Source organism: Methylocystis sp. SC2 (assembly GCF_000304315.1).
Taxonomy (GTDB): Bacteria; Pseudomonadota; Alphaproteobacteria; order Rhizobiales; family Beijerinckiaceae; genus Methylocystis.
Map to the genome: position 1 here is coordinate 3,042,310 of NC_018485.1, position 26,997 is coordinate 3,069,306.

The 26,997-nt window shown below is 63.6% G+C and carries 26 protein-coding genes; 14 read left to right on the plus strand and 12 right to left on the minus strand.

From position 1 onward, the window contains the following. The first annotated feature begins 11 nt into the window (after window positions 1-11). Both BN69_RS14740 and BN69_RS14745 read left to right on the plus strand, forming a co-directional pair. Window positions 12-998 carry a tyrosine recombinase XerC gene (locus BN69_RS14740; protein ID WP_014892435.1) on the plus strand — a complete coding sequence of 329 codons (987 nt, stop codon included), beginning with the start codon at window positions 12-14 and terminating at the stop codon, window positions 996-998. Window positions 999-1,259: 261 nt separating this feature from the next. After that, window positions 1,260-1,844, plus strand: a complete 585-nt coding sequence (locus BN69_RS14745; RefSeq protein WP_041926991.1) for a hypothetical protein — start codon at window positions 1,260-1,262, stop codon at window positions 1,842-1,844. Here the strand turns inward: BN69_RS14745 and ribB are convergent. Continuing rightward, a complete protein-coding gene (gene ribB, locus BN69_RS14750) occupies window positions 1,819-2,952 on the minus strand; it encodes a 3,4-dihydroxy-2-butanone-4-phosphate synthase (protein WP_014892437.1) in 1,134 nt (377 codons plus the stop codon). The genes BN69_RS14745 and ribB overlap by 26 nt on opposite strands. A 251-nt stretch (window positions 2,953-3,203) precedes the next feature. On the opposite strand from ribB, the gene BN69_RS14755 reads away from it, so the two are divergent. Beyond that, window positions 3,204-3,959, plus strand: coding sequence for a phosphodiester glycosidase family protein (locus BN69_RS14755; RefSeq protein WP_014892438.1), 756 nt, complete (start codon window positions 3,204-3,206; stop codon window positions 3,957-3,959). On the opposite strand, the gene BN69_RS14760 is transcribed toward BN69_RS14755, so the two are convergent. Both BN69_RS14760 and eno read right to left on the minus strand, forming a co-directional pair. Next, window positions 3,956-6,973 carry a valine--tRNA ligase gene (locus BN69_RS14760; protein ID WP_014892439.1) on the minus strand — a complete coding sequence of 1,006 codons (3,018 nt, stop codon included), beginning with the start codon at window positions 6,971-6,973 and terminating at the stop codon, window positions 3,956-3,958. The genes BN69_RS14755 and BN69_RS14760 overlap by 4 nt on opposite strands. A gap of 139 nt (window positions 6,974-7,112) precedes the next feature. Then, window positions 7,113-8,396, minus strand: a complete 1,284-nt coding sequence (gene eno, locus BN69_RS14765; RefSeq protein WP_014892440.1) for a phosphopyruvate hydratase — start codon at window positions 8,394-8,396, stop codon at window positions 7,113-7,115. 242 nt (window positions 8,397-8,638) lie between these two features. Between eno and BN69_RS14770 the strand changes: the two genes are divergently transcribed. From BN69_RS14770 to BN69_RS14780, 3 genes are all read left to right on the plus strand, one after another. Next, window positions 8,639-9,415, plus strand: a complete 777-nt coding sequence (locus BN69_RS14770; protein ID WP_014892441.1) for a hypothetical protein — start codon at window positions 8,639-8,641, stop codon at window positions 9,413-9,415. 62 nt (window positions 9,416-9,477) lie between these two features. Beyond that, window positions 9,478-9,939 (plus strand): preQ(1) synthase, encoded by a 462-nt coding sequence (gene queF / locus BN69_RS14775; RefSeq protein ID WP_014892442.1) that lies wholly within the window; start codon window positions 9,478-9,480, stop codon window positions 9,937-9,939. Between the two features lie 106 nt (window positions 9,940-10,045). Next, entirely contained in the window at window positions 10,046-11,743 is a 1,698-nt protein-coding gene (locus BN69_RS14780; protein WP_014892443.1) for an adenylate/guanylate cyclase domain-containing protein, read from the plus strand. Here the strand turns inward: BN69_RS14780 and BN69_RS14785 are convergent. Further along, complete coding sequence (locus tag BN69_RS14785) at window positions 11,670-12,743, minus strand: HoxN/HupN/NixA family nickel/cobalt transporter (RefSeq protein ID WP_014892444.1); 1,074 nt, start codon at window positions 12,741-12,743, stop codon at window positions 11,670-11,672. The genes BN69_RS14780 and BN69_RS14785 overlap by 74 nt on opposite strands. A gap of 127 nt (window positions 12,744-12,870) precedes the next feature. Here BN69_RS14785 and BN69_RS14790 point away from each other — a divergent pair, with 127 nt between their 5' ends. The 4 genes from BN69_RS14790 (at window position 12,871) to BN69_RS14805 (ending at window position 14,715) form a co-directional block, all read left to right on the plus strand. Then, window positions 12,871-13,140, plus strand: coding sequence for a type II toxin-antitoxin system Phd/YefM family antitoxin (locus tag BN69_RS14790; protein WP_014892445.1), 270 nt, complete (start codon window positions 12,871-12,873; stop codon window positions 13,138-13,140). Continuing rightward, window positions 13,137-13,526 (plus strand): type II toxin-antitoxin system VapC family toxin, encoded by a 390-nt coding sequence (locus BN69_RS14795; protein ID WP_014892446.1) that lies wholly within the window; start codon window positions 13,137-13,139, stop codon window positions 13,524-13,526. The genes BN69_RS14790 and BN69_RS14795 overlap by 4 nt, the downstream gene beginning before the upstream one ends. Before the next feature lie 63 nt (window positions 13,527-13,589). Further along, window positions 13,590-14,288, plus strand: a complete 699-nt coding sequence (locus BN69_RS14800; RefSeq protein ID WP_148277135.1) for a Crp/Fnr family transcriptional regulator — start codon at window positions 13,590-13,592, stop codon at window positions 14,286-14,288. Between the two features lie 76 nt (window positions 14,289-14,364). Continuing rightward, a complete protein-coding gene (locus tag BN69_RS14805; protein ID WP_014892448.1) occupies window positions 14,365-14,715 on the plus strand; it encodes a hypothetical protein in 351 nt (116 codons plus the stop codon). 26 nt (window positions 14,716-14,741) lie between these two features. On the opposite strand, the gene kdsA is transcribed toward BN69_RS14805, so the two are convergent. From kdsA to BN69_RS14820, 3 genes are read right to left on the minus strand one after another with little or no spacing between them, the layout of a single operon-like run. Next, a complete protein-coding gene (kdsA, locus tag BN69_RS14810; protein WP_014892449.1) occupies window positions 14,742-15,581 on the minus strand; it encodes a 3-deoxy-8-phosphooctulonate synthase in 840 nt (279 codons plus the stop codon). Between the two features lie 13 nt (window positions 15,582-15,594). After that, the gene (locus BN69_RS14815) at window positions 15,595-16,227 is read right to left on the minus strand and encodes a uracil-DNA glycosylase family protein (protein ID WP_148277136.1); all 633 of its coding nucleotides are present in this window, start codon (window positions 16,225-16,227) and stop codon (window positions 15,595-15,597) included. Between the two features lie 11 nt (window positions 16,228-16,238). Beyond that, window positions 16,239-16,850 carry a glutathione S-transferase family protein gene (locus BN69_RS14820; RefSeq protein WP_014892451.1) on the minus strand — a complete coding sequence of 204 codons (612 nt, stop codon included), beginning with the start codon at window positions 16,848-16,850 and terminating at the stop codon, window positions 16,239-16,241. Between the two features lie 125 nt (window positions 16,851-16,975). Between BN69_RS14820 and queC the strand changes: the two genes are divergently transcribed. The 3 genes from queC (at window position 16,976) to ykgO (ending at window position 20,607) form a co-directional block, all read left to right on the plus strand. Further along, on the plus strand, window positions 16,976-17,710 hold the full coding sequence (gene queC, locus BN69_RS14825) for a 7-cyano-7-deazaguanine synthase QueC (protein WP_014892452.1): 735 nt from the start codon (window positions 16,976-16,978) through the stop codon (window positions 17,708-17,710). A 134-nt stretch (window positions 17,711-17,844) separates the two neighbouring features. Beyond that, the gene (locus BN69_RS14830; RefSeq protein ID WP_014892453.1) at window positions 17,845-20,133 is read left to right on the plus strand and encodes a TonB-dependent receptor; all 2,289 of its coding nucleotides are present in this window, start codon (window positions 17,845-17,847) and stop codon (window positions 20,131-20,133) included. Window positions 20,134-20,481: 348 nt separating this feature from the next. Continuing rightward, window positions 20,482-20,607 carry a type B 50S ribosomal protein L36 gene (gene ykgO / locus BN69_RS14835; protein WP_014892454.1) on the plus strand — a complete coding sequence of 42 codons (126 nt, stop codon included), beginning with the start codon at window positions 20,482-20,484 and terminating at the stop codon, window positions 20,605-20,607. Window positions 20,608-20,812: 205 nt separating this feature from the next. On the opposite strand, the gene BN69_RS14840 is transcribed toward ykgO, so the two are convergent. Further along, window positions 20,813-21,715: a histone deacetylase family protein gene (locus tag BN69_RS14840; RefSeq protein ID WP_014892455.1), complete on the minus strand. Its 903-nt coding sequence runs from the start codon at window positions 21,713-21,715 to the stop codon at window positions 20,813-20,815. A gap of 275 nt (window positions 21,716-21,990) precedes the next feature. Here BN69_RS14840 and BN69_RS14845 point away from each other — a divergent pair, with 275 nt between their 5' ends. Then, window positions 21,991-22,602, plus strand: a complete 612-nt coding sequence (locus tag BN69_RS14845) for a L,D-transpeptidase (RefSeq protein ID WP_014892456.1) — start codon at window positions 21,991-21,993, stop codon at window positions 22,600-22,602. Between the two features lie 665 nt (window positions 22,603-23,267). Here BN69_RS14845 and BN69_RS14855 read toward each other — a convergent pair. The 4 genes from BN69_RS14855 to BN69_RS14870 all read right to left on the minus strand — a co-directional run bounded on the left by BN69_RS14855 (window position 23,268) and on the right by BN69_RS14870 (window position 26,995). Beyond that, a complete protein-coding gene (locus BN69_RS14855) occupies window positions 23,268-23,834 on the minus strand; it encodes a hypothetical protein (protein ID WP_014892458.1) in 567 nt (188 codons plus the stop codon). Between the two features lie 67 nt (window positions 23,835-23,901). Beyond that, the gene (gene lpdA / locus BN69_RS14860) at window positions 23,902-25,326 is read right to left on the minus strand and encodes a dihydrolipoyl dehydrogenase (protein ID WP_014892459.1); all 1,425 of its coding nucleotides are present in this window, start codon (window positions 25,324-25,326) and stop codon (window positions 23,902-23,904) included. 94 nt (window positions 25,327-25,420) lie between these two features. Next, on the minus strand, window positions 25,421-25,849 hold the full coding sequence (locus BN69_RS14865; protein ID WP_014892460.1) for an anthrone oxygenase family protein: 429 nt from the start codon (window positions 25,847-25,849) through the stop codon (window positions 25,421-25,423). A gap of 81 nt (window positions 25,850-25,930) precedes the next feature. Continuing rightward, window positions 25,931-26,995 carry a GSCFA domain-containing protein gene (locus tag BN69_RS14870; protein WP_014892461.1) on the minus strand — a complete coding sequence of 355 codons (1,065 nt, stop codon included), beginning with the start codon at window positions 26,993-26,995 and terminating at the stop codon, window positions 25,931-25,933. Between the last annotated feature and the right edge of the window lie 2 nt (window positions 26,996-26,997).

Genomic DNA, 26,997 nt, shown 5'->3' on the forward strand with positions numbered 1-26,997 from the left:
GATCGTCGCTTATGCGCGATTCGCCCGTCAGAGCGCCCCGACAGAAGCCGCTTCCCGACGCCTCCTGTTTTCAGGCGGCGCCGGCCATCGCCGAGGAAGCGGCGCTATGGCTGCGCTATCTTGCCGGCGAGCGGCGCGCCTCCCGGCATACGGTCGACGCCTATGGCCGGGACCTCGCCGCCTTTTTGGGATTTCTGGCGCAGCATACGGGTGAGCGGCCGGACGCGGCCGCGCTTAAGTCGCTTCAACCGGCCGACCTGCGCGCCTTCATGGCCAAGCGTCGCCGCGACGGCTTGGAAAGCCGGTCGCTGCTGCGGGCGCTCGCGGCGGTGCGCAATTTTCTGCGTTTTATCGAGAAGAAGGGCCTGGCCCGCTCAGATGTTTTTGGCGCGGTGCGTCCGCCCAAGCGCCCGCACAGCCTCCCCAAGGCGCTCACCGTGCCCGACGCCCGCGACATCGTCGACCCCGAGCAGAGGGCGGGCGAAGCGCGCGAGCCCTGGGTGATCGCGCGCGACGCCGCCGTGCTGGCGCTGCTCTACGGCGCCGGCCTGCGCATTTCAGAGGCGCTGTCGATCGGAAGCGCCCAGGCGCCGGTCGGCGCCGTCGACCGCGTCACGATCCTGGGGAAGGGCGGCAAGAGCCGCACCGTGCCGGTGATCGCGCCGGTGCGCGCGGCGATCGAATCCTATCTCGCGCTCTGCCCCTATGATCTCGCCGGCGGGCCGCTGTTTGTGGGCGCGCGCGGCGGGCCGCTCTCGCCGCGCATCATCCAGCTCGCCGTCCAGCGCCTGCGCGGGGCGCTCGGCCTGCCCGAAAGCGCGACGCCGCATGCGCTGCGTCATTCGTTTGCGACGCATCTTCTGGGTCGCGGCGGCGATCTGCGCACGATCCAGGAATTGCTCGGCCACGCCTCGCTGTCGACGACGCAGATTTACACCGCCGTCGACAAGACGCGGCTTCTCGACGCCTACCGTTCGGCGCATCCGCGCGCGAAGTGAGACTGAAGGCCGCGTGAAAGCCCTGAGGAGCCGCGAACGCCACCCTCCCCTTGATGAGGGGGAGGGTCGCATTGCGCAGCAATGCGGGGTGGGGTGACAGTTTTGATGACTCCGTCGATAGACGAGCCGTGCGCTTAAGGGCATCTTTGCGGCTTGGCTCCACCCCACCCCGGCGCTCCGCGCCGACCCCCCGCAAGGGGAGGGGGGAAGGTCGACGCTATGGGCCAAGGGGGCCGATCCGGGCGGCGAGAGGAAGTTCGAATGTTCAGCCGCGCGCCGATCGTCGCGCTGATATTGCTCTTCGCTGGCGCCGGCCTGATGGCGCGCGCCGCCGCGCCGGACGTCTGCAAGGGCGTGTTCGCGGTGGGCCCTTATCTAGCCGCTTTTTTCGCGACCCAAGCTCATGAAGAGGGAACGGCGCAGCGCTATTGCCGGGAAATCCCGAGTTTCGGGCCGACCCATTTGTATATCGAGATCGCCGCGCGCGAGGACGATCCGACCCGTCCGCCGCAATTCGAGGAGATCAAGGACCTCGACATCGAGGCGCGGCTCTATTGGGCGCGAAACGACCTCAAGACGCCCGAACTGTTAAAAACCTATCGGGCGCATGGCGTCGCCTCGATCTCCTTCGACTATGATTTTTCCGAGGACGGCAAATATGTCGTCGGCGTGAGCATTCGGAAGCCGGACGGCGCGGTGCATGAAGGCGAATATATTTTCTTCGTCATCGCCGCCGCCGAGTCGGGCCTTGTCCTCGCCGTCGTCGCCGCGCTTTTCCTTGTCGGTTTCGCCGTCCTTGTCTGGCGGCTGAGAAAGCCGCTTACTCCACCGGCTCCACCGCGCTGATCTCGATGCCAAAGCCCGAGAGCCCGACGAAAGCGCGGGGCTTGGACGACGAGGAGCGCAGACGGATCGAGGAAACGCCGAGATCCTTCAAAATCTGCGCGCCGAGACCGACGTCGAGCCATTGCCGCTTGCGCGTTTCCTCCGCTCTTTCCTCCTCGTCCTTCTGGCGTCCGACGATATTCGCCGGCACGCCGGCCGCGCCGTCGCGCAGATAGACGAGCACGCCGCGCCCTTCGCGGGCGAAGCGCGCCAAAGTCTTCTTGATCGTCGGCGCGCCGCACATCACATCGGAGATGATGTCGGCGCGATGCAGGCGCGTCGGCACGTCGCGCCCGTCGCCGATGGCGCCCAGAACGAAGGCGAAGTGCTGCACGCTGTCGAAGGGCGTCACATAGGCGTGGCCGATCATCGCGCCGGCCTCCGTCTCGACCGGGAACGTCGCGACGCGATCGACGAGCTTTTCGCGCGCCTGCCGGAAGGCGATAAGATCGGACACCGACACGAGTTTGAGGTTGTGCGCGCGCGCGAATTCCTCGATCTGACGTCCGGTCATCACCGTGCCGTCGTCATTGGCGAGTTCGCAAATGACGCCGACCGGCGGCAGGCCGGCAAGCTTGCACAGATCGACGGCGGCTTCCGTATGTCCGGAGCGCATCAGCACGCCGCCGTCCTTGGCGATCAGCGGGAAAACATGGCCGGGCCGCACGAAATCGCTCGCGCCCATATTGCCATTGGCGAGCGCGCGCACCGTATTGCAGCGCTGCTCGGCGGAAATGCCGGTGGTGAGCCCGTGGCGCGCGTCGACGGTGACGGTGAAGGCGGTGGCGAGCGGCGCGTCGTTTTCCGCCACCATGGGCGCAAGATGCAGACGGCGCGCCGCCTCGAGCGTGAGCGGCGCGCAGACGATGCCGCTCGTATGGCGGATGATGAAGGCCATTTTATCCGGCGTGCAGAGCGACGCGGCGACGACGAGGTCGCCTTCGTTTTCGCGATCGTCGTCATCGGTGACGACGACGATCTCGCCGCGCGCGACGGCCTCGACGGCTTCAGTGATGGAATGGGACAATGAGATCTCCGGAACCCGCCGCTTGCGGCGCCTGCGTCGCATATCTAGCCTTGCCGCGACGCCGTTTCAAACCAGCGGCCGCGCAGCTTTCGCAATTGTCATTCCCGACGCGCGGCGCGCGATCGGGAATCCTGTATAAAGCCGGCCATTCATGGCGTTGCTCTGGATTCCCGGTCAGGCCTGCGGCCTGCGGGGAATGACATCGTCCCCAAGTCGGCGCCTCCGGATGGTGGTTCCGACGATAGGAAGAAAGGAGGAGGCGTTTGCTCGTTGCGGAGCTGATGACGCGCATGATGCGCGTCTTTTCAAAAGCGCTCGCGGCGCTAGGACTGGCGCTTTTTGTCGCATCCGCGGCGACGGCCGAGCCCGGCCCCTGCGCCGACATCGATGACGCCGCCTACACAATATGCGACTTCGATGCGCGCAAGAGCGACATTCGGCTGTTTCTGCGCGACGAAAAAGGCGAGATCTATGGCGGGTTTGGGCGGCTTGCGGATGGGCTGGCGAATAAGGGCGAAACGCTCGTTTTCGCGATGAACGCCGGCATGTATGCGGAAGATCGCAGCCCGGTCGGCCTCTATGTCGAAAACGGGCGCACGCTGAGCGGCGCAAATACGCGCTCCGGCGCCGGCAATTTCCACCTGAAGCCGAATGGCGTGTTCTGGGTCGACGGCGCGCGGGCCGGCGTCGCCGAGACGGCGCGCTTCCTAAAAAGGCCGCAGCGGGCGCAATTCGCGACTCAATCAGGACCGATGCTCGTCATTGGCGGGCGCATACATCCCCGCATTCATGGGGACGGCATGTCGCAGAAATTCCGCAACGGCGTCTGCGTTCAAGACGGTCATCTCGTGCGCTTCGCGATCTCCAACCGGCCGGTGACATTCTATGAGTTCGCGCTGCTTTTTCGCGATCGCCTGCATTGCTCCGACGCGCTGTTTCTCGATGGCGGCTCGGCGTCGGCGCTTTATGCGCCGTCGCTCTCGCGTCACGACCGTTTCGCGCCGACGATGGGGCCGATCGTCGGCGTCGTCGAAAAGGCGAAGCGCTAGCTCAGTCGGAGAAGCGCCGCATTGAGCTTGTCGATGCGGGAAGCCGTCTCTTCGCGCCGTTCGCGGTGTTCGTCGATCACCTCTTCTTCGGCCTTGGCGAGGAAGCCCTCATTGGCGAGTTTGGCGTCGAGCTTCTTCAACTCGCCTTCGAGCTTAGCCGTCTCTTTCGCCAGTCGCGCTCGTTCGGCGCCAAGGTCGATCACGCCTTCGAGCGGCATGGCGGCGACGCCGCCGCGCACGAGAAGCTGCGCCGAGGATTTCGGCGCGGCGTCGGCGAAGCCCAGCCGCGAAAGCCGCGCCAGCTTGCGGATCGTCTCGTCCCAGCGCGTCGCGCGCGCTTTCAGCGCCTCGTCGGCGCCGATCAGCAGCAGCTCCGTCTCGCTGGTCAGATTCATTTCGGCGCGCAGCGAGCGCGTTTCCGAAATAAGGTCGACGACCCAGCCGATTTCCTGTTCGGCTTCTGCGTCTTCGAGTCCTTCGAGCGACGGCCAGGCGGCGAGCGCCAGCATCGTCTCGCGTTTGGGACCCTCGGCGCCCTTGATCGCCCAAAGCTCCTCGGTGAGGAAGGGCATGAAGGGATGCAGCAGCGCATAGATCTGGTCGAGCACGAAGGCGGTCGTCGCGCGCGTCTCGTCCTTGTCAGCGCCGTCGGCGCCTTGCAGCAGCGGCTTGGCCAGCTCGACATACCAGTCGCAGAAGACGCTCCAGACGAAGCGATAGGCGGCGTTGGCCGCGTCGTTGAAGCGATAGGCGTCGATCGCCGCGCTCACTTCCGCCGTCGTGCGCGCCGCCTCGCCGACGATCCAGCAGTTGAGCGTGATTCTGTTGGCGCGCGGATCATAATTTGCGACGCGCGCGCAGCCGTTGATCTCCGCGAAGCGCGAGGCGTTCCACAGCTTCGTCGCGAAATTGCGATAGCCCTCGACGCGCTGCGTGGAGAGCTTGATGTCGCGTCCCTGCGCCGCCATCGCGGCGAGGGTGAAGCGCAGCGCGTCGGCGCCATATTCATCAATGAGATGCAGCGGGTCGATGACATTGCCCTTCGACTTACTCATCTTCGCGCCCTTCTCGTCGCGAACGAGCGCGTGGATATAGACGTCGCTGAAAGGGACCTCATCCATGAAATGGAGGCCCATCATCATCATGCGGGCGACCCAGAAGAAGATGATGTCGAAGCCGGTGACGAGGGCGCTCGTCGGATAGTAGCGCGCGAGTTCGGGCGTCTTCTCGGGCCAGCCGAGCGTCGAGAAGGGCCAGAGCGCGGAAGAGAACCAAGTGTCGAGAACGTCTTCGTCGCGCCACAAATAGACGATGCTGCGTCCTTCGCGTCGAGCCGCGACCGAATGTAGGGCCGCGCTCGCGGGGTGAGACTCGAACCCGATTTCCTCACAACCATAATATTGTTTGGCTTCAGCCTGTACCGCCTCCTCAGATTCAGCGACGAATACCTTGTGCGGATTTAGTTCTGCTGCGAGTTCCTTGTTACGATCGTGGATGCCAACGTGATAAAGACGATTAATGCCATCAGGGTGGTCATTAGGTAGTTCCGGTCCATACCAGGCCGGGATGCGATGGCCCCACCAGAGCTGACGCGACACGCACCAGGGCTGAATGTTTTCGAGCCATTCGAAATAGGTCTTTTCCCAATTCTTCGGCACGAAAGTCGTGCGGCCGTCGCGCACCGCTGCGAGCGCCGGCTGCGCGAGAGTCTTGGCGTCGACATACCATTGATCGGTGAGTCGCGGTTCGAGCACCGCGCCCGAGCGGTCGCCATGCGGGACCATATGGGTATGGGGCTCTATCTTCGCGAGATAATTTTCTTCCTTCATCTTTGTAACGATGCGTGCCCGCGCCTCGAAGCGGTCACACCCGTCAAACTCTTCAATTCTTGAGTTCAGGCCTTGGTGTTCAGGCTCGCGGAGATCAAGCTCATCAATATCGATAATTTGTTCGTCGATTGCGTCTACAAATGCGTTGAAAGCAAGATTGCCTACCAAATGCATGCGTGCGTCTGCATACAGCACGTCAATGCGCTCCAACGAATGTCGCTTGCCAACTTCAAAATCATTGAAATCATGCGCCGGGGTAATCTTCACCGCGCCGGTACCCTTTTCGGGATCGGCATATTCGTCGCCCACGATCGGAATGGGTCGGCCGACAAGCGGAAGGATGACATGCCGCCCGATTAGGTGTTTGAGCTTGTCATTTTCGGGATGCACAGCGACGCCTGTATCGCCCAGCATCGTTTCCGGGCGCGTCGTCGCCACCTGAATGAATGTCGCCGCATTGTCCGGATCGTAGGTTTCGCCTTCGAGTGGATAGTTGAAATAGTAAAGGTGGCCGTTAGGGTTTTTGCTCAGGACTCTCGCGAGTGCTTCGGCATCGAAGGGCGTTTCGTCACCACGCGACCATTTGAATGACCCGCGACATTCCACCTGGACGACCTCCAGATCGGAGATCGCCGTGTGCAGCGCCGGGTCCCAATTGACGAGACGCTTGTCCTTGTAGAGCAGCCCGTCGCGATAGAGCTGCACGAAAACCTTCACCACCGCGCGCGACAGGCCTTCATCGAGCGTGAAGCGCTCGCGCGACCAGTCGCAAGAGGCGCCGAGCCGCTTCAGCTGTTCGACGATCTTGCCGCCCGATTCCGCCTTCCATTCCCAGACGCGCGCGACGAATTTCTCGCGTCCGAGTTCGCGGCGATGCTCCTGGCGCTCCATCAGCTGGCGCTCGACGACCATTTGCGTCGCGATGCCGGCGTGGTCGGTGCCCGGCTGCCAGAGCACGTCGTCGCCCTTCATGCGCCGGTAGCGAACGAGAATATCCTGCAGCGTGTTGTTGAGCGCATGGCCCATATGCAGGCTGCCGGTGACGTTCGGCGGCGGAATGACGATGGAATAGGGCTTAGCCTGCGCGCGTTCGGGCCGTCCGGCGCGAAAAGCTTGCGCCTCTTCCCATGCCTCGCGGATGCGCGATTCAATTGCGGCGGGAGCGAAGGTCTTTTCCATGGTCATTTGGCAGGAGCCTTTTGGCCCCCACCCTGTCCCTCCCCCGCTTCGCGGGAGAGGGGACGCTAACGATCGGCGTTTCGTCGCACGTCAGTGAAGGCTCGAATCTACTCCCTCTCCCGCGAAGCGGGGGAGGGTGGGGGGGTTACGCCAGCGCCTTGAGCGCGCCTTTGCCGGCGTAGATCGCCGCGTCGCCCAGCTCCTCCTCGATGCGGATGAGCTGGTTGTATTTGGCGGTGCGGTCGGAGCGGGCGAGCGAGCCGGTCTTGATCTGACCGCTGTTCGTCGCGACGACGAGATCGGCGATGGTGGAATCCTCGGTCTCGCCGGAGCGATGCGAGAAGACGGTGGTGTAGCCGGCGCGGTGTGCGGTCTCGACCGAAGCGAGCGTCTCGGTCAGCGTGCCGATCTGATTGACCTTGACGAGCAGCGAATTGGCGACGCCCATCTTGATGCCCTCGTTGAGGCGCACGACATTGGTGACGAAAAGATCGTCGCCGACGAGCTGAACTTTGTCGCCGATCGCGTCGGTGAGCTTCTTCCAGCCCTCCCAGTCGTCCTCGGCCATGCCATCCTCGATCGACACGATCGGATAGGCGCTGGCGAGCTTGGCGAGATAGGCGACCTGCTCGTCGATCGAGCGCGTCACGCCCTCGCCTTCATAGACATATTTGCCGTCCTTGAAGAATTCCGTCGCGGCGCAGTCGGAGGCGAGATGCACGTCGACGCCCGGCTTGAAGCCCGCCGTTTCGATCGCCTTCATGATGAAGTCGAGCGCCGCTTCGGCGGAAGGGAGATTCGGCGCGAAGCCGCCCTCGTCGCCGACCGAGGTGCTGAGGCCCGCCTTTTTCAGCGCCGACTTGAGCGTGTGGAAAATCTCCGCGCCCCAGCGGATGGCGTCGCGCACATTGGGCGCGCCGGTCGGCATGATCATGAATTCCTGGAAGTCGATCGGATTATCGGCATGCACGCCGCCGTTGACGATGTTCATCATCGGGGTGGGCAGAACTCGCGCCTGCACGCCGCCCACATAGCGATAGAGCGGCAGGGCCGAGGCCTCGGCCGCCGCCTTGGCGACCGCGAGCGACACGCCGAGAATGGCGTTGGCGCCGAGCCGCGCCTTGTTCGGCGTCCCGTCGAGCTTGATCATCGCCTCGTCCAGGCAGACCTGTTCCTCAGCTTCGAAGCCGAGCAGCGCCCCGGCGATTTCGTCGTTGACGTTGTCGACGGCCGCGAGCACGCCTTTGCCGAGATAGCGTGATGCGTCGCCATCGCGCTTTTCCGCCGCTTCATGCGCGCCGGTCGAGGCGCCGGACGGCACCGCCGCCCGTCCAGACGATCCATCCTCCAGGGTGACGTCGACCTCGACGGTCGGGTTCCCGCGAGAATCCAGAATTTCGCGGGCGTGGATGTCGACGATCTCGGTCATGGGTGCCTCTTCATGATGCGGCGCGGAGCGGCGCGACTTCTTAGACCTATTGCGCGGTCCCGAAAAGCCTCAGCCGCAAAAAGGTTCTGCGTCCGCTGCGCGCTTTTATGGGATCTGTGCTGCGCCGCGGCGACGGCGCGCCAGCGAAATCCGTTGACTGGGGAGGGGCCCTCCCTATCCTTGAGCTTGGAGAATGAGCGGGCGTTCGCCGCCAAGCGCGACGGGGTCGGCGGGAGATTCGGATGGCCCTCAGCACAACGCGATTCGCGCGCGGCGTCGTTTTCAGCCTTTGCCTGGGGCTTTGGAGTCCGGCCGGCGCCTGGGCGCAGTCGCCGGAGCATGTCGCCGCCGCCAAGGCGACGTTGGAGAAATCCCCCGTCCGCGGCGATTGCGCGCCGGCGCAGGAGGATTTCCTGGGCTGGCCGGCGAGCCTCGTGCAGCGGTGCGAATATCAGCATGAGGGCATGCCTGGCCTCGCCTATGTGCTCGACGTCAAGCCGGAAACTCTGGCGCGCTGGGTGGAGGCGGGATGCGGCGCGCTGATGGTCGGCGCCGGCCATTGTTTCGACCGGACGTTGAAATGCGCGCTCGACAGCACAGGCGCAAGCTTCGTGATCGGCGGCAATCTGATCGCGGCGCGCGGCGGCGTGAAGCAGAATCGCTTTTATCGCAACGGCGTCGCGATCGTTGCGCCCAAAAGCGGCACGCCGGGCGCCGTGCCGATCGCAGAGCAGGAGCAGATCGCGCATATGCCGGAAAAGGACGTCTCGGCGATGCTCGAGCGCGGCGGCGTCGCCTTGTGGAACACCATGCCCTATCAATTCGCCGTCAAGGCCCTCGAATTCGCCGTGCCGGCGGAGATGAACACGCCGGACCGGCGGGAGAAATGGCTGGAAATCGTGCGCGTCGAAATGCTGAAGGCGCTGGAGAGCCCGGAAAATCGCTTTCTCTCCGGCTGGATGTCGGCGCATCCGATCACGCTGCGCGCGGGGGAATGCCCGGACTCCCGCGACCCCTGAGCTGTTTGGCGCTTGACGCGACGGCGAATGCGCCTTTGTTAGCGCATGACTAGGTTACGCGCATGACCAAGACGCATCAGGGCGCCGCGCTGCTCGGCCGCATGGCCGCGCTGCCGGCTTCGCCGGACGAGGCCGAACTCGATCTCGTGCCCAATCCTCACAAGGACGCGACCTATCTCGTGCGCTTCACCGCGCCCGAGTTCACCTCGCTCTGCCCGGTGACCGGCCAACCGGATTTCGCGCATATCGTCATCGACTATGTCCCCGCCGAATGGCTGGTCGAGTCGAAGGCGCTGAAGCTTTACCTTGGAAGTTTCCGCAACCATGGCGCCTTTCACGAAGACTGCACGCTGCGGATCGCGCGCGATCTCGTTGCGGCGATGACGCCGAAATGGCTGCGCATCGGCGGCTATTGGTATCCGCGCGGCGGCATGCCGATCGACGTCTTCTGGCAGACCGGCGCCCCGCCCGAAGGGCTGTGGCTTCCTGGCCAGGGCGTGCCGCCCTACCGGGGGCGAGGCTAGGCTTGGGCGCGCCAAGGTCGAGCCTTGTGCGTCCGGCGGCAAATCACCTATGGGTCGCTGTGGTGGTCCTGACCAAGAGACCGTCCGATCGCGGGGCCCAGAGACGATGAAGCTTCGGACATTTTTCTCGATCTTCTTCCTGTCGCTCGTCGCGCTCGCCGGCGGCAATCTGGCGCTGGGCGTTTTTCTCGAAAACGCACAGAAGGATCTGGAGACGTCGCATCGCGAATTGCAATCATTGACCACGCTTGCCGAGGATTTGGTTTTTTCCTCGCAGTGGCAGACGCGCTTTGCGCGCGGTTATATCTCCAGCAACGATCCGAAACGAATCGAGTGGTACAACATCATCGGCGACATTCTCAACGGCGAGGTCGCCCGGCCGAAAGACTATAACTTTGGCTACTGGGATCTCGTGAACGGCGGAATCATTCCGCCGCCCGAGACGAAAAGCGAGGGCGCAGTTTCGATCGAAGAGCGCTTCTTAAGCCAAAATGTCACCGCGCATGAATTGAACAAGCTCAAGGAAGCGCAAAGCTTTTTGGACAAAGTGATTGCGATCGAACGCGCCGCAATGCATGCGGTGGATGGCGACTTCGACGACGGCGCTGGAACCTATTCCCGCAAGGGCAAGCCCGATCGCGCCTTGGCGACAAAGCTGTTGTTCAGCGACGAATACCGCAAGCTCAACGGAGATCTAACGCTGCGCATCGCGCAGATGCAGAACTTGATCCGGCAGCGATACGCCGGGCGAATTTCCCGGGAACAGGCGTTCGCCAACCGATTGTTCGCAGCCAATTCTTATTTGAACATCGGCTTGTTTGGGGTGGTCGTTCTGTCGCTGATCTTCTTGCGCAACCGCTTCGCGGTTCGAGCGTCGCACCTCATGTCGGTCGTTCGCGAGATTGGAGCGGGAAATCTCGCGGCTCAGGCCTCGGTTTTCGGGAGCGACGAGATCAGCGAACTCGCCACCACCGTCAATACGATGGCCGCGAATCTGAACGTCGCTTTCGACAGACTCGAAGACAAGATCAAGCTTTCTGGCAAAGCCTTGTCGGACCTTGAGATCGAACGCTCCCGTTCGGAAAAGCTGCTCCACAATATTCTTCCGGCCGCGATCGCCGAGCGACTGCGTGGCGGAGAGGAGACGATTGCGGAAGTTTTCCCTGAGGTCACGGTGTTTTTCTCCGACATCGTCGGATTTACGGGACTTTCGGCGAAGCTTGGTCCGCACGCCACCGTCAATATGCTCAACGTCCTCTTCGAGAAATTCGACGAGCTCGTCGAAAAACACGGCGTCGAAAAAATCAAGACGATTGGCGACAGCTACATGGTGGTCGGCGGAGTCCCGAACCGGGACCCCTTGCACTGTCAGCATATCGCGGATTTCGCGCTGGAAGCGCAAAGCTACATCATGAGCTACGCAGAAGAGGTTCCTTACCCGCTTCAAATGCGCATGGGCGTGCACACCGGCACGGTGGCGGCCGGCGTCGTGGGAAAAAAGCGATTTTCCTACGATCTGTGGGGCGACGTCGTGAATGTCGCGAGCCGATTTGAATCGACGTCCAAGCCCGACAAGATTCACGTGTCCGAAGCGGTGAAGGTGCGTCTCAGCGACGACTACCTGTTCCTGGATGGCGGAACCGTCGAAATGAAAGGCAAAGAGCCGGCGCGCTCTTTCTTCCTGATCGGCAAAAAGGCGCAGATGCCCAGCGTTCTGGAGTTCGCGGCCGCTAGCGACGCGGTCGAAACGCCAACCCGACTGCGCCGGGATAATCCTTCGTTTGCGCCTGGCTCCGATAAATGAGCATCGAGATAAGCCAACTCGCGATCAGGATCGCGGCGATGGCAAAGCCGAAATTGGCAAGATTGTCGTTAAGCCCTTGAACGAGGCGCCAAACGCCGCCTTCGAATCCGAGCTTGTCGCCGATCAGGCCGAGCGCTTCGATGCCGCCGATGAAAATGGCGACGATCACCGACATCGCGGTCATGACCAGATTGTACCAAAGTTTCCTCAGCGGATCGTCGAACGCCCAGCCGTAGGCTCCAGTCATCACGAGGCTGTCCGTGGTGTCCATTAGGGTCATGCCGGCGGTGAACAGCGCCGGAAACACCAGAATCGTCGAAAAAGACATGCCTTGCGCGGCCTGCGCCGCCGAAATGCCGAGCAGGCCGATCTCCGTCGCCGTGTCGAAGCCCAGCCCTAGCAGAAATCCAACGACATACATGTGCCATGACCGCGAAACGAAGCGGAACAGCGGGCGGAAAACCCGGGTGAACAGGCCGCGTCCGTTGAGCAGGCGGTCGAGGTCCTCTTCGATGACCGGTTCGCCAAGTCGGGCGCGGTTGTAGGCCGACCAGATGCCCCTGAGCAGGAGAAGATTTGCAAGGCCGATGACGATGAGGAACGAAGCCGACGCCATCGTGCCGATCGCGCCGCCGATGGCTTGGAAGTCATGCGCCTCGCCCTGCATGGCCACGGCCGCCGCCGCCATCGCGACCGACGCGAGCGCGACGAAGGTGGAGTGGCCGAGCGAGAAGAAGAATCCGACCGAATAGGGCGTCTTGCCGTCCTGCATCAATTTGCGGACGACATTGTCGATGGCGGCGATGTGGTCTGCGTCGAAGGCGTGGCGAAGGCCGAACATAAAGGCCAGAACGGCGGCCCCCATCAAACCCGGCCGATCGGAGAAGGCGGTCCACGCCCAAGTCCAGGCCAAGACATTGGCCGCGAGGATCACGCCATAGGTCGCCGCAGCCTTGGCTTTGAAATTGTCGCCTTGGTCATCGAAAGGATTGAGCGCCATGACCCCCGCCCGGCTGAGCAATAGAGATCTTTACCCGTAATCGCTTAATTATGAAAGTTCATACGGGCGACGCGCGGGCGAGGACGAATGGTTGACTGAGTGGCTACGAGTAGCCACTATCTGCCCCATGACGATTGTTTCGATCAAAGACGCCAAAAATCGCCTGACCGAACTTGCTCGACAGGTCGAGAAGGGCGAAACGATCGTCGTGACTCGGAATGGGAAACCGGTGTTCGATCTGGTTCCTCATCAACCCAAACGCGGGTTGCGGCTCGAAGCCGTCGACGAATTCAAGAAACGACACGGCCTCCGGTCCATCGTCACTTTCATCGCTGAGGATTTTGACGCGCCCTTGCCGGAAGATTTTCTGCTGCGCCCGCTGCCGGATGATGCATGAGGCTGCTGCTCGACACGCATATTCTGCTGGCGTTGATTGAAAACCGTGTCGCCGAGTTCGGATCGCACGTGCAGTCTTTGCTGACGAGTGAAGATGCGGAATTTCTGGTCAGCGTCGCGAGTCTTTGGGAGATCGCGATCAAGTGGCGGCTGGGCAAACTCGAACTAACGATAAATCTTGAGACGCTTCCAGAACTGCTGGAAGCGATGGGGATCGAGGTCCTTTCGATTAACGCGCGGCATGCGCTCGTCGCGGTCAAACCTGAGCCGCCTACGCGCGACCCGTTTGATCGCCTGTTGCTGGCGCAATGCAAAATCGAGGAGTTGCGCCTCCTGACCGTCGATCGCGCGCTTCTCGACCATCCGTTGGCTGCGCGCAAGGCTTAGCGGATCGCGCTCGCCAGTCGGTCTCTTGAGCAAGATGGTTTGCTCAGCTTCGATTTTGATAGAATGCGCGGTCAGGCGGAAGCGCCGGGGATCGACATGCTGTCGGAAGAGAAGATTGTCGAGTGGCGGCTCTGCGCCCCTTCGCTGCGGGAAGCGGAGCTCTCCGGCGGCGAAACGCTGTATCGGCAAGGCGAGGAGCCGAGCTTTCTCTATTGTTTGATGCGGGGCGTCGTCAGGCTTTCGCATCTTGCGGAAAGCGGCGCGCAGATCACGCTCGCCATCGCGGGCGCCGGCGAACTCTTCGGGCGCGTTTCGCCGGGGAGAGCCTCGGCGCATGCGGCGAGCGCCATCGGCGAAGCGCGCGTCCTGATGTTCGCCCCTTCGGACGTGGCCTGTCTCGTCGCGAACAGCCCATCCTTCTCGAGCTTCCTCAACGCCGGACTGGAGGCGTCGCGGGAACGCGCCGAGCGCAGGCTGATTGACCGCCAGACCAAGACGGTCGCGGCGCGGCTGATCGAGACGCTGGGAGAGCTTGCGCTCGCCTTTGGCGCGCCCTGTCCGCATGGCTATTCGCTCGAGATCAGGCTCACGCAGCAGGACATCGCCGATCTCGTCCATGCGAGCCGCCCGGTCGTGACGCGGATCATGAACGATCTGCGGCGCGACGGCGCGCTGGACTATCGGCGCGACCTCATCTGCGTCAATCACCTCGCGCTGAGATCCCTCGCGCAAGAAAAGCCCCTCAATCTGTCATCAAGGTGACAGACCGCCTCCGCGCCGCGCGCTAACGAGAGGCGGAGGCGGCCGAGCCGCGCCGCCCCAATGCGGAGAAACCACAATGAAACCACTCACGGCGCGCCTGCATGGCTATCTCGACTATCTGACGGTTGTGATTTTCCTCGCCGCGCCAAGCGTCCTTGGTTTCGGCGGCCTGCCGGCGCAGCTCTCCTGGCTGCTCGCGGGCGTGCATTTGGCGATGACGCTCGTGACGAAATTTCCGCTTGGGCTCTTTCGGCGGCTGGCATTCGCGCTGCATGGCTGGGTCGAACGGATCGTCGGCCCGGCGCTCATCGCCATCGCTTTTCTTCCCGATATCTTCAGCGTCAAGCCGGCCTTCGCCTTTTTCGCGGGCATGGGCCTTATCATTATCGCGGTCGGCTGGCTGACGGATTATGCGGAGGCGAGTTAGGCAGCGAATGGATCGGCCCGCTTTGATCAGCGGACCGCCTTCGCCAGCCGGTCGAACGCCATCAGCCCCCTGACCATCGTTTCAACTTCGCCGAGCGGGACTTGCGTCGCGCGGTCCGAGATCGCCGCGCCCGGATCGGGATGCGTCTCGATGAAAAGCCCCGCGACGCCGACGGCGACGGCGGCGCGGGCGAGAGTCGGGACGAAGCGGCGATCGCCGCCGGATGACGCGCCATGCCCGCCCGGCTGCTGCACGGCGTGCGTGGCGTCAAAGACGAGGGCCGCGCCGGTCGTTTCCCTCAGAATCGGCAGGGCCCGCATGTCGGCGACGAGCGCATTATAGCCGAAGCTTGTCCCGCGTTCGGTGACGAGGACGCCGGCGGCGCCGGCGTCGCGCGCTTTCTCGACGGCGTGGATCATGTCCCAGGGCGCGAGAAACTGCCCCTTCTTGATATTGACGGGACGTCCGGTTTTCGCCGCCGCGACGATGAGATCGGTCTGCCGGCAGAGAAAGGCGGGTATTTGCAGCAGGTCGACGGCCTCGGCGATTCGCGCGCATTGCCCTGCTTCATGCACGTCGGTCGTCACCGGCAGGCCGGTCTTCTCTCTGATTTCAGCGAAGATCGGCAGGGCGGCCTCAAGCCCGACGCCGCGCGCGGCGTCGCCGCTGGTGCGGTTCGCCTTGTCGAAGGACGCCTTGAAGACGATTCCGATATTCAGCCGTTCGCCGAGCCCGGCGAGTTCGCCGGCGATTGCGAGCGCCATGTCGGCGCTTTCCAGCGCGCAGGGGCCGGCGATCAAGGTCAGGGGCAGATCGTCGCCGATGGCGACGCGCCGCGCGCCATGTCCAATGAGAACTCTGGTCACGGCGCGCCTTGTCTCACATTTTGATCAGCCGCGCGACTTCGGCGCGCAGCGCCGGCAGGACCTCGGCCTCGAACCAGGGATTGCGCTTCAGCCAGCCGCTGTTGCGCCAGGACGGATGGGGGAGGGGGAAGATCAGCGGCGTCGTGTTCTGGAATTCGCGCCAGCGCGCGACAATCTGCGAAACGTTCGCGCCTTTCGGCAGCGCATGGCCGAGCCGTTCGAAATGATAATCCTGCGCATATCGGCCGATCGCGACGACCGTCTCGATCTGCGGCAGCGATGCGAACAGCGCGTCGTGCCAGCGCGGGCGACATTCGGCACGCGGCGGCAGGTCGCCGCCGGCGGCGTCGTAACCCGGAAAGCAGAAGCCCATGGGGACGATGGCGATGCGCGAGACGTCGTAGAAAGTCTCGCGATCCACGCCCAACCAGTCGCGCAGACGATCGCCGGAAGGATCGTTGAAGGGAACGCCGGTCTGATTGACGAGATTGCCGGGCGCCTGGCTCGCGAGCAGCAGCCGCGCGCTGGGCGAGACGCGCAGCACGGGACGCGGCTCATGCGGCAGTATCGCGCCCTCAGGCGTTTCCGCGCAGAGACGGCAGGCGCGGATGCGCGCCGTGATCTCCTCGAGTTTCCTGCCGGACATGCGTCGCGTCATTACGGCACGACGCTCGGACGCGCCGAGATGTCCGCGCGCCAGCGCGAAAGATGCGGCAGGTCTTGAGGAATATCGACCCGCGCGGCCTTGGTCAGGTCCATGGCGACGATGGCGGTGATGTCGGCGATGGTGAAGTCATCCGAGGCGATGAAGCGCCGCGAGGCGAGTTCCCCATCGAGGAAGCGCATCATCTGCTGCGCGCGCGGCCGCTGCAGTTCGGCCACTTGCGGCAGCTGCGGCGATTCGAGTTTCGCGAGCGCCGGGTGGCTGTGACGAAAAGCGAGGCCCACCGGCGTGAACAGGCGGAATTCCACTCGGCGCTGCCACATCTCGACGAACGCCTGTTCGCGCGCGTCGCGGCCAAGGAGCGGCGGTGCGGGGTAAAGCGACTCGATGTAGCGGCAGATGGCGACGGATTCGGTGAGCGTCGCGCCGTCGTCGAGAACGAGCGCCGGGACTTCCTCGAGCGCATTGACGGCCGCATAGGACTCCTGCTTGTGCTCATGCGTCATGAGGTTGACGTCGCGAACGGGAATCGTGACGTTCTTCTCAGCCAGGAAAATGCGAACCCGCCGGGGATTTGGCGCCAGTGGCGTATTATAGAGCAGCATCTCCGCCTCGGTATCGGCTCGAATATGGGTGGATCGGACGCGGTTGGTGAGGGCGCCGTCAAACTTTCAAGAGGCGCGCCCGCTGGGGGCTCGCAGTTTCGCAGCCGTAACGTAAGTTAGGCGCGATGACGAACGATCTCCCGACTCACGCCTCCGCCGCGCTCGTGCTGTTTTCCGGCGGGCAGGATTCCACGACCTGCCTCGCCTGGGCGCTCTCGCGCTTCGAGCGGGTCGAGACGGTCGGATTCGATTACGGCCAGCGCCACCGCGTCGAGCTTTCGCGTCGGGCCGGGTTGCGCGAGGGGCTCGCGCGGCTCTCGCCGCTGTGGGCCGAGCGGCTTGGCGAAGATTCCACGATTTCGATCGAAGCGCTGGGCGCGATCTCCGAGACGGCGCTGACGCGCAACGCCGAGATCGCCTTCGCCGCCGACGGGCTACCCAACACCTTCGTTCCGGGGCGCAATCTGCTGTTTCTGACCTTCGCCGCGGCGCTCGCCTATCGGCGCGGGATCGCCGATCTCGTCGGCGGCATGTGCGAGACCGACTATTCCGGCTATCCCGACTGCCGCGATGAGACGATCCGCGCCATGGCGCAGGCGCTCAGCCTCGGCATGGATCGCAGCATGAACATTCATACGCCGCTGATGTGGATCGACAAGGCGGCGACCTGGCGACTGGCGGAATCGCTCGGCGGCGAACCGCTGGTGGGGCTCATCGTCGAGGAAACCCACACTTGCTATCTCGGCGAGAGGGGCCGCCACTTCGATTGGGGCTATGGCTGCGGCGAATGCCCGGCCTGCAAGCTGCGCGCCCATGGCTGGGAGAAATTTCGCGCTGAAAGCGTTCGCGCGACCGCTTGAGACCTGCCCGACCCGCTCGACTGTGGCAGGAGGGCCACAGTCGGCGCTGACGTCATCACGCCGAACGAAGACGCATTGACAGGCTTCAGCCAGCTCTTGTTATGTTATAACATATTCACCGAGAGCGGGCGTCGATGAGAAAGAGCGTTTTGGTTGGCGCAGCGGCCGGCGGCGCAGTCGTCGGGATTTTCACCAGCGTCGCGGGCGCCGTGGCTCAGCAGGCCTTGCCGCCGATCGAAGTTGGCGCCGTGAGTCCGATTAAACGCGCCAAGATCGTCTCTCCGCCACAGACCCCCCCAGCGCCCGGCGGGCGCAGCCGCAGCGTCGCGGGCCCGAGCGGACCCGAGCCGCGCGAGCCGGCCGTGGCGCCGCAAGGCGTCCTTCCCATCGTCGCCGATCAGTTCGCGACGGTGACGGTCGTCACCAATGAGGAGCTGCGGCGCTCGCCGGGCGCGACGCTTGGCGACGTGCTCTTCGCCAAGCCGGGCGTCACCGGATCGACCTTCGCGCCCGGCGCGGCGAGCCGTCCGATCGTGCGCGGCCTCGACAACTACCGGGTGCGCATCCAGGAAAATGGCGTCAGCAACAGCGGCGTCTCGGAACTCGGCGAGGACCACGCCGTGCCGCTAGATCCGGTCGCCGCGAGCCAGGTCGAGGTGGTGCGCGGTCCGGCGACGCTGCGCTGGGGCTCGCAGGCGATCGGCGGCGTCGTCAACGTCGAGAACAACCGCATCCCCACGGCCTTGCCCTGCCGTCTTGCTTTCATCCCTACGGCTGAAACGCAAGGTTGCTCGGTCGTCGAGACTCGCGGCGCGGTGATGACCGTCGACAACTCGCTGGAAAACGCGACGCTGCTCGACGTCGGCCGCGGCAACGTCGCTTTCCACATGGATGTCCATGGCCGTCGCAGCAGCGACTACCTTATTCCCGGCTACCCCTATCTTTTTCCGCCGGATCCGCCGCCGCCGGTCTTCGGACGCCAGCCCAATTCGTCCATGCGCTCGGCCGGCGGTTCGGTCGGCGGCTCTTATTTCTTCGACGGCGGCTTCGTCGGCGTCGCCGTGACGCAGTTCAACTCGCGCTATCACATCCCCGGCATTGAGCCGACGGAAACCAATACGCGCATCGAACTTCGCCAGACGCGCGTGACGACCAAGGGCGAGTTCCGTCCGCAGTCGGCCTATGTTGAAGCCGTCCGCTTCTGGGCGGGTCTGACCGACTACAAGCACCACGAACTCGCCAATGAGGAGGGCTTCAACGGCGTTCAGCAGACCTTCACCAACAAGGATCTCGAGGCGCGAGTCGAAACGCAGCTTCGCCCGGTCGACCTGTCCTTCGCGACTCTGACAAGCGCCTTCGGCATTCAGGGCATGCATCAGATCCTGACCTCGCCAGGACGTGAGGGCGGGCTCTTCGACCCCAATCGGACGCGCAGCGTCGCCGGCTATTGGTTCAACGAATTCAGACTGACCGACACTTCGAGAATGCAGCTTGCGGGACGCATCGAACATGCGACCGTCTCCGGCGCATTTCCCGATCTCCTGATCGCGGGCGAAGCGCCCGAACTCTTCGTCGAGCCCGGGGCGCAAATCGCCCGCGTGCGCAATTTCACGCCGAAGAGTGGGGCCTTTGGGTTCCTCCAGGATCTGCCGGAAGGCGTCGTCGCCAGCCTGACGGCGCAATATGTCGAGCGCGCGCCGCGCGCGCCTGAACTTTTTTCGCGCGGGATCCATGAGGCGACGGGGACCTTCGACATCGGCAATCCCAATCTTGGCATCGAAGGGGCGAAGACGATCGAAATCGGCCTGCGGCGTCCGCTCGGCCCCTTCCGCTTCGAGGCGACGGCCTACCTCACGCGCTTTGACGGCTTCATCTTCCGAAATCTCACCGGCGCGGTCTGCGAGGGCGACATCGCCAGCTGCGCCTTCGACGGCGAGGGCGATCTGCGCCAGGCGTTCTATGCGCAGCGCAATGCGCTCTTCCGGGGCGGCGAGTTTCAAAGCCAGCTCGACGTCGCGCCGCTGGCGGGCGGCGTTTTTGGGGCGGAGCACCAGTTCGACGTGGTGCGGGCGACATTCGTGGGCGGCGGCAACGTCCCCCGCATTCCGCCCGTTCGGCTCGGCGGCGGATTGTTCTGGCGAGATTCGAATTGGCTCCTGCGGGTCAACCTCCTGCACGCCTTCGCGCAGCGCAACATCGACCCAACCAATGAAACGCCAACCAAGGGCTACAATTTGCTGAGGGCTGAAATCAGCTACCGCATGCTGCTCGATCCGGGCGATCCGCTGAGCCGCGAATTGAGGCTGGGACTCGTCGGCGACAATCTCCTCAACGAGGACATCCGCAACAGCGTCTCCTTCCGTAAGGATGAGGTGCTGCTGCCGGGCGCCAATCTGCGGTTTTTCGCGAATGCGCGCTTTTAAACGCCCGAGGCAGAGCGATCGGGGAAGGGCTTTCTCATCCTGAGGAGCGTGCGCAGCACGCGTCTCGAAGGACGAGGGAGCCCGTTTTCGCATATTTTTCCTCACCCTCGTCCTTCGAGACGCCGCCGTCGATCTCGGGCCTGCCCGAGATCGACATTAAATTCGCAAGTCTGGTAAACCCGACTTGCGGCGGCTCCTCACGATGAGGGTGAGGAAGACAATCCTTCGCCTGATTCCACTGGCGCCCGAGGCGTTTCGGCTTGATCGCCGGGGCGAAATAGGGCATAGGCGGGGCCAACGAAGCGCTGGGCGTATCCCGGCCAGTTCACTATTGCCGGGGTGAGATCGATGAAAGTCCGCAATTCCTTGAAATCTCTGCGTTCGCGCCATCGCGCCAACCAGATCGTGCGCCGCAAAGGCCGCGTCTACATCATCAACAAGGTGCAGCGGCGCTATAAGGCGCGCCAGGGCTGAGCGCCGCCACGCCTGTTGTCCAGACGCATGAAGAAGGGCCGGAGCGTCAGCTTGCGGCCCTTTTGCATTTCTAGAGCGCTTCCCGATCACATGGAATCATGTGATCGATAGGGAATCGCTCAAAATCAAAACGTTGGAGCAGGTTCTCATCGAAAAGTCCGTCAACTTTTCGATGAGAACCTGCTCCAAGGGCCGCGCCGCCGCGTTAAACGCCGCCGTCTTCCGCAACGCCCATGAGGGCCAGCACATGCGCGTTGACGCTGCGGCTGAGAGCGTCGACGTCATAGCCGCCTTCGAGCATTGAGACGATTCGGCCGCCGCAACGCCGGTCGGCGATATCCATCAGCCGTTTGGTCGCGTCGCCGAAGTCCGTCTCCCGGAGCCGCAGGCCGCCGAGCGGATCCCGCTCATGGGCGTCGAAGCCCGCCGATATCAGGATCAGATCGGGCGCGAAATCGCGCACCCGCGGCAGGATCCGGTCGGCGAGCGCTTCGCCGAAAGCGTCCCCCGTCGAGCCGGCGAGCAGCGGCGCATTGACGATGTTGTCATGGTCGCCCGTGTCATTGCGTCCGCCGGTGCCGGGATAAAAGGGCGCCTGATGCGTGGAGCAGAACAGCACCTTGTCGTCGGACCAGAAAATCTCTTGCGTGCCATTGCCGTGATGGACGTCGAAATCGACGATCGCCACCCGTTCCGCCCCATGCGCCGCCAGGGCGTGGCGCGCGGCCACCGCGACATTGTTGACGAAGCAGAAGCCCATCGGATTGTGCACGCCGGCATGGTGTCCCGGCGGCCGGACGGCGACGAAGGCGTTGTCGGCCCGTCCCGACATCACCTCATCCACGGCGGCGACAGCGCCGCCGGCGGCGCGCCAAACCGCTTCGATCGTCTTCGGACACATCAGCGTATCGCTGTCCAGCGCCGAATAGCCTTCGCGCGGCGCCGCGCGCTCGAGGGCCGTGAGATAGGCGCGCGGATGGACGCGCTCCAGGGATTCCGCTTGCGCTTCAGGCGCATTCATCCGGCTCAGGGACGCGAATCGCGCGTGCTCCAAGCCGCGCTGGATCGCCCGCAACCGCTCGGGGGCTTCAGGATGGCCGGGACCCATCTCATGAAGGAGCCCGCTTTCATGTGTGATGAGGAGGGTTTTCAATGCTGCGACGCAATCCGAGCGGGCGACGCTACGCCAGTCAACGTCATGATTTTCCGCCTTCTCCGGCTTTCTGTCCATGGAAAAGAAATCGTAAAGCTCGAGGGCGGCGCGCCGGTCAGCGTGGCGCCGGCGCAACAGTAAGGGAATAATTCGGAAGACGTGATCCCAGCGCCAAAGTTCATGATAAGAAAATCGTAACAACTGTTTTGCGGCGGGAAGGAGTGCCCGAAATGAGTTTCAGATATGTGACGGCGGCGTCAGCGCTTCTTGCTGTCTTTTTGGCTGGCTGCAACGGGGGGACGCCTCTTCCCGATCCGAGGCTTAACGGCCGCGACGCCGAATTCATGGCGCTCGCGCCTAAAGCTGGGGTCAGTTCGCAATACGAACGCTACCTCGTCGACTATAAGACGAACGAGCCCGTCGGTTCGATCATCGTCGATAACCGCTCGAAGTTCCTCTACTATGTCATGCCGGGCGGCAAGGCCGTGCGCTACGGCGTCGCCACCGGACAGGACGCCATGGCCTTCACCGGCCGGGCCTATGTCGGCGGCATGCAGGAATGGCCGCGGTGGATCCCGCCAAAGGACATGCTCGAGCGCTGGCCGCATCTGCAGCCGACCGCGGACGCCGGCGGTCTGCCAGGCGGTCCCGACAATCCGCTCGGCTCGCGGGCGCTCTACCTCTATCAGAACGGCAAGGATACGCTCTATCGTATCCACGGCACCAATGAGCCGGACAAGATCGGACAAGCGGTGTCCTCGGGCTGCATTCGCATGCGCGACATCGACGCGATCGATCTCTACAACCGCGTGAAGGTCGGCACGAAAGTCGTCGTGCTCTAAGCCTCTCGCCACACTTCGTTAAGCTTCCTGCGACGCCCTCCGCCCAGCGCGAGGGCGTCGTCTTTTTGCCGTCAGACGGCTCGCCCGTCGCTCGGCCTGACCGCAGCCCGAGCGAAACCGGCCGTAGACCGGTCGCGCATGTGCGCCGTCGCACTGCGCCAGGGTCAAGCGGACCTTAATGTCGCGAATGTTCGCAGGGTGCGGGCGACCAAAGTGGGGGATTGATTATGCGTCCGACGACAAGCATGGGCTGCTTAGTCCTGGTGGTCTGCGTTCTCTTGCTGGAATTCGCCGGCGCGGGCGCTTACCTCGCGTCGTCCGCGCAAGCGAAACCCTCGGATCCTTGCTACGGCTACGCGATTTGCCAGTAAAATTTTCGTTCGTTCCCGCGATGTGTGGAACGCGCGCCCGACATCTGCGTTTCTTTTCTGAAAGGCCGGCGCGCCCCAATCAACGCTCGAAAGAGCGGAGAGTCGGAGCGCCGCGCCTTTCAAGTTTTCATATGGAGCGAGAGGCGGAAGGCTGGGCCCGTCATGCGCAATTTGGTTTTATATGTGTTGATGTTGTTCCTGTTCGCGGCAAGCGTTGCAAGCGCCACGACGATTCTCTCTCGGCCGTCGCCCAGCGACGACGATTTCTGCTTTGGATACGCGATCTGCGAATAGTCACGCCGAAAGTTTCTGACGCGCGCGTTCACGCAAGCGCGCGACGCCGCGCGTCAGCGAGCCGGCGTCAACGCCGATAAGCGCTTCTATTCGCCTGCACATTGCGTCGGCGGTCTGACGGATGCGCTGTTTGAACGGCGCGACCAGTCGGGCCGCCCAGGCGCGAATCGCGATGACGACCGAATAGATCTGACGGAAGCGGTCGAGCTGCATCAGCTTGTCCCGGCAGATGTCGAAAAGAAACGACATGACGCCGAGCGCCAGCGTTTTGGCGAGAAGGATCGCCAAAAGCCCCGTGAACACATGTCCATGCGCGATTAACCCAAAAGCGATCAGCTTGGCCGGGAGAATCGCGAACGCTGGCGCGACAAATATCCCTAATGTTTTTAACGGCGTAAGCGTCGCAACGAAGTCCTTGAACCGCCGTTCGTAGCGTTCAAGCCCAAGCGCGCGTCCAAGAGCGTGCAGCCATTGGCTGAAATGATCCCACAGCCAGGTTTCGACCAGAAAGAGGAGGGCGAGCGTGAACCAGAACGCGTCCTTCAGACGCTGTTTCCAATTTTCCATACGTCTTCCTCTCACAGGCGGCGGGTGCGAAGCTCAAGCCCCGGCAATCGCGCGGGGCCGACACGGCTCAAATGTGGATGGCGCGTTTGGCGACGGCGAAGGCCGCCTCGCGCATCGCCTCGGAGAGCGTCGGATGGGCGTGGCAGGTGCGCGCGAGATCTTCCGCCGAGCCGGAAAATTCCATCAACACCGCAGCTTCAGCGATCAATTCGCCGGCCGCGGCGCCAAGAATATGGACGCCGACCACCCGGTCGGTCGCGGCGTCGGCGATGATCTTCACGAAGCCGTCGGTCGCGCGCATCGCGCGCGCGCGGCCATTGGCGGTAAAGGGAAATTTGCCGATCGCAACCTCGATCCCGCGGGATTTGGCCTCTTCCTCGGTCATGCCGACCGCGGCGACCTCCGGCATCGTATAGACGACGCTCGGAATGACGCCGTAATTCACATGCCCCGCCTGTCCGGCGAGGATTTCGGCGACGGCGATGCCTTCGTCCTCCGCCTTATGGGCGAGCATCGGTCCGCGCACGACGTCGCCGATCGCGTAGACTCCCGGAACATTGGTCGCGAAGCCTTCGTCGATGACGATGCGCCCGCGCTCCAGGGCGACGCCGGCGCCCTCTAATCCGAGGCCCTGCGTGAACGGAATGCGGCCCGTCGCGATGAGCACGGCGTCGGCCTCGATCGTGTCGGACGTCGCGCCGTCGACCGACGAATAGGAGACGACGGCGCGCTCGGCCTTGCCGGCTCCCTCGCGCCGCACGCCTGTCACCTTGGAGGCGAGGCGGAACGCGAAGCCCTGTTTTTCGAGGATCTTCTGGAAGCGCGCGGCGATCTCGAGATCGAAGCCCGGTAGAATGCGCTCGAGATATTCGATCGCAATCACTTCCGTCCCGAGCCGGCGCCAGACCGATCCAAGCTCGAGTCCGATGACGCCCGCGCCGACGACGGCCAGCCGCTTCGGCGTCTTCGCCAAGGCCAAGGCGCCGGTCGACGAAAGGATCAGCTTTTCGTCGACCGGAATCTGCGCGCCGGCGGCGTCGCGCAGCGGCGCGACGGCGGAGCCGGTGGCGAGGACAATGTTTTTCGTTTCCAGCGTCTGAACGGCGCCTTCCGCCCCGACGACCTCGACCCGCCCGACGCCCTTCAGCCGGCCGACGCCGCGAAACGACTCGATCTTGTGCTTTCGAAACAGGAAGGCGACGCCATTGACGTTCGCGCCGACGGTGTCGTCCTTGTGCTTCATCATCGCCGCAAGATCGAGACGCGGCGGATCGACCATGACGCCGAGCGGCGCCAATCCATGCGCCGCCTCCGCGAACATATGCGACGCGTGAAGCAGCGCCTTCGACGGAATGCAGCCGACATTGAGGCATGTGCCGCCGAATGTCGGGTCCTTCTCGACGACGGCCGTCTTCAATCCAAGTTGCGCCGCGCGGATCGCGCAAACGTAACCGCCTGGACCGGATCCGATCACGATGAGATCGTAGGTCATGTCATCCGCAATTCAAAAATGGCGACGCTTCCAAGACGCGCTTCTCAGATAAACGCATCCGCGATGAACTTTGGCTAAACGCGCCTCTCGGAAATCAGGCGGCGGCCCAGACGTAGATGAGCGTCGCGACCAGGCCGAGCGCGGTTTGACCCAGCTCCAGACGCCCCCAAAGGTCGATGACCTTGCGCGCCTCATGCGCCGCGTCGGCCTGGATCAGCGCCAGGATGCGGTTGTTGAGCGGCACGATGGCCAGATAGGTGTAGGGCCAGCTCGCGATGGCGAGCAGCGCGCCGAATAGCCATCTGACGTCATCGAGTTCGCGATAGGCGATGAAGCCGAAGAGGGCGGCAAGCGCGGCGAAACTTGCGAGCACGATGAAGCCGCGGTGATCGGAGGGCTCCCACTCCTTGATCAGCGCGTCGTCAGTAAGCGCAAGCCGCGCCGGCTGTTCGACATAGTTGACGTAGAGCGAAGCGCCGGTGAAAGCGCCAGCCGTCGCGAGCGCAAGCGAACCAATAATCATTGAAGCGTCCTTTGGCGGTCGGCGCATCATTCGGCGTTCCTGGCGAATCGACCCCGACCGCCGACCCGCCGCCGTCATTCTTTAAGCTGACTCGATCGCTTCCTCGTCGCAGACGACGCGGGAGTTGCTCTCGGCTTCAGCGGCGACGTCGATTTTCACCGCCTTCACCGCATCCTGCTCTTTTCGGCGATCGGTGAAATGGTCGAAGAACACCCTCATGGCGCGATCGACGCCATAAGGATTGATGCGTCGCGTATCTTCCCGATAGAACATCGGCACGTTCGGAGAAACCGTGGCGAGATCATAGGACGGGAGATAGGCGATGTTCGGCCTTGCCCGGACCACCTCGTCGGCAGCGGCGCGCAAAATCGCCTTCACGGCGCAGTTCGATTCGATGACGTGCCGATCTTCGTAGGTCGCGATAATGCCGACAGGCGACACGCTCAGCACGATGCGAACCTTGGGATTGACCTCGCGAATGAGGTCGACGGCGGCCATGAAGTCGCGCACGACTTCGCTGACCGTCATATTGTAGAACTCGTAGACGCCCGGATCCCAGGTTCCGCCGGCGACGCCCGGCGCAAGCTGCAGGATCGCGCCATCCGGCTTGTGGCGCCAGGTCTCGGTGTGGCCGAATGTGAAGACGAAGACGTCCATCGTCTCGAGCATGTGGCGGACCGCGGCGAGATGCCGCGCGCGATCGGCGCGCATCTCGTCGACAGTGGCGTATCCGTCCGGTTCGATGCGCGGCCGGAACGGATCGACGACGCGGCCGTCTTCCGGACGGTTCCAGAAATCGAGTTGCGGCGTGAAGCGTCCATAGGCGCGCTGGATCAATTGCAGCAGCTGCGCGGTCGTGTAGAGATTGCCGTAGCGGCAGGAATACATCGAGTAGTTGCGGCGCAGCGCTTCATCGGCGGACATGCCGGCCGGCGGCTGCTCGGCGAGATAATAATGGAATCCGCTCGCCTGCAGGCGCATCGCGATCTCCTGCGCGAAGCAGCTGCCGCCTGTGGCGACCTTGTCCTGCGGCGAAATCTTGAACGGCGTGCGAATGATCGGATCGAGCGCGAAGGGCGGCAGCGAGGTCACCGCCTTGCGCCAAAAGCGATGGTCGGGTAGGGAGCTATAGGGGTTCTCCGCCATGG

Coding starts and splice junctions, on each gene's coding strand:
- BN69_RS14740 (WP_014892435.1), top strand. CDS start 12: ATGCGCGATTCGCCCGTCAGAGCGCCCCGACAGAAGCCGCTTCCCGAC.
- BN69_RS14745 (WP_041926991.1), top strand. CDS start 1,260: ATGTTCAGCCGCGCGCCGATCGTCGCGCTGATATTGCTCTTCGCTGGC.
- ribB (WP_014892437.1), bottom strand. CDS start 2,952: ATGCGACGCAGGCGCCGCAAGCGGCGGGTTCCGGAGATCTCATTGTCC.
- BN69_RS14755 (WP_014892438.1), top strand. CDS start 3,204: ATGCGCGTCTTTTCAAAAGCGCTCGCGGCGCTAGGACTGGCGCTTTTT.
- BN69_RS14760 (WP_014892439.1), bottom strand. CDS start 6,973: ATGACCATGGAAAAGACCTTCGCTCCCGCCGCAATTGAATCGCGCATC.
- eno (WP_014892440.1), bottom strand. CDS start 8,396: ATGACCGAGATCGTCGACATCCACGCCCGCGAAATTCTGGATTCTCGC.
- BN69_RS14770 (WP_014892441.1), top strand. CDS start 8,639: ATGGCCCTCAGCACAACGCGATTCGCGCGCGGCGTCGTTTTCAGCCTT.
- queF (WP_014892442.1), top strand. CDS start 9,478: ATGACCAAGACGCATCAGGGCGCCGCGCTGCTCGGCCGCATGGCCGCG.
- BN69_RS14780 (WP_014892443.1), top strand. CDS start 10,046: ATGAAGCTTCGGACATTTTTCTCGATCTTCTTCCTGTCGCTCGTCGCG.
- BN69_RS14785 (WP_014892444.1), bottom strand. CDS start 12,743: ATGGCGCTCAATCCTTTCGATGACCAAGGCGACAATTTCAAAGCCAAG.
- BN69_RS14790 (WP_014892445.1), top strand. CDS start 12,871: ATGACGATTGTTTCGATCAAAGACGCCAAAAATCGCCTGACCGAACTT.
- BN69_RS14795 (WP_014892446.1), top strand. CDS start 13,137: ATGAGGCTGCTGCTCGACACGCATATTCTGCTGGCGTTGATTGAAAAC.
- BN69_RS14800 (WP_148277135.1), top strand. CDS start 13,590: ATGCGCGGTCAGGCGGAAGCGCCGGGGATCGACATGCTGTCGGAAGAG.
- BN69_RS14805 (WP_014892448.1), top strand. CDS start 14,365: ATGAAACCACTCACGGCGCGCCTGCATGGCTATCTCGACTATCTGACG.
- BN69_RS14815 (WP_148277136.1), bottom strand. CDS start 16,227: ATGTCCGGCAGGAAACTCGAGGAGATCACGGCGCGCATCCGCGCCTGC.
- BN69_RS14820 (WP_014892451.1), bottom strand. CDS start 16,850: ATGCTGCTCTATAATACGCCACTGGCGCCAAATCCCCGGCGGGTTCGC.
- queC (WP_014892452.1), top strand. CDS start 16,976: ATGACGAACGATCTCCCGACTCACGCCTCCGCCGCGCTCGTGCTGTTT.
- BN69_RS14830 (WP_014892453.1), top strand. CDS start 17,845: ATGAGAAAGAGCGTTTTGGTTGGCGCAGCGGCCGGCGGCGCAGTCGTC.
- ykgO (WP_014892454.1), top strand. CDS start 20,482: ATGAAAGTCCGCAATTCCTTGAAATCTCTGCGTTCGCGCCATCGCGCC.
- BN69_RS14840 (WP_014892455.1), bottom strand. CDS start 21,715: ATGGGTCCCGGCCATCCTGAAGCCCCCGAGCGGTTGCGGGCGATCCAG.
- BN69_RS14845 (WP_014892456.1), top strand. CDS start 21,991: ATGAGTTTCAGATATGTGACGGCGGCGTCAGCGCTTCTTGCTGTCTTT.
- BN69_RS14855 (WP_014892458.1), bottom strand. CDS start 23,834: ATGGAAAATTGGAAACAGCGTCTGAAGGACGCGTTCTGGTTCACGCTC.
- lpdA (WP_014892459.1), bottom strand. CDS start 25,326: ATGACCTACGATCTCATCGTGATCGGATCCGGTCCAGGCGGTTACGTT.
- BN69_RS14865 (WP_014892460.1), bottom strand. CDS start 25,849: ATGATTATTGGTTCGCTTGCGCTCGCGACGGCTGGCGCTTTCACCGGC.
- BN69_RS14870 (WP_014892461.1), bottom strand. CDS start 26,995: ATGGCGGAGAACCCCTATAGCTCCCTACCCGACCATCGCTTTTGGCGC.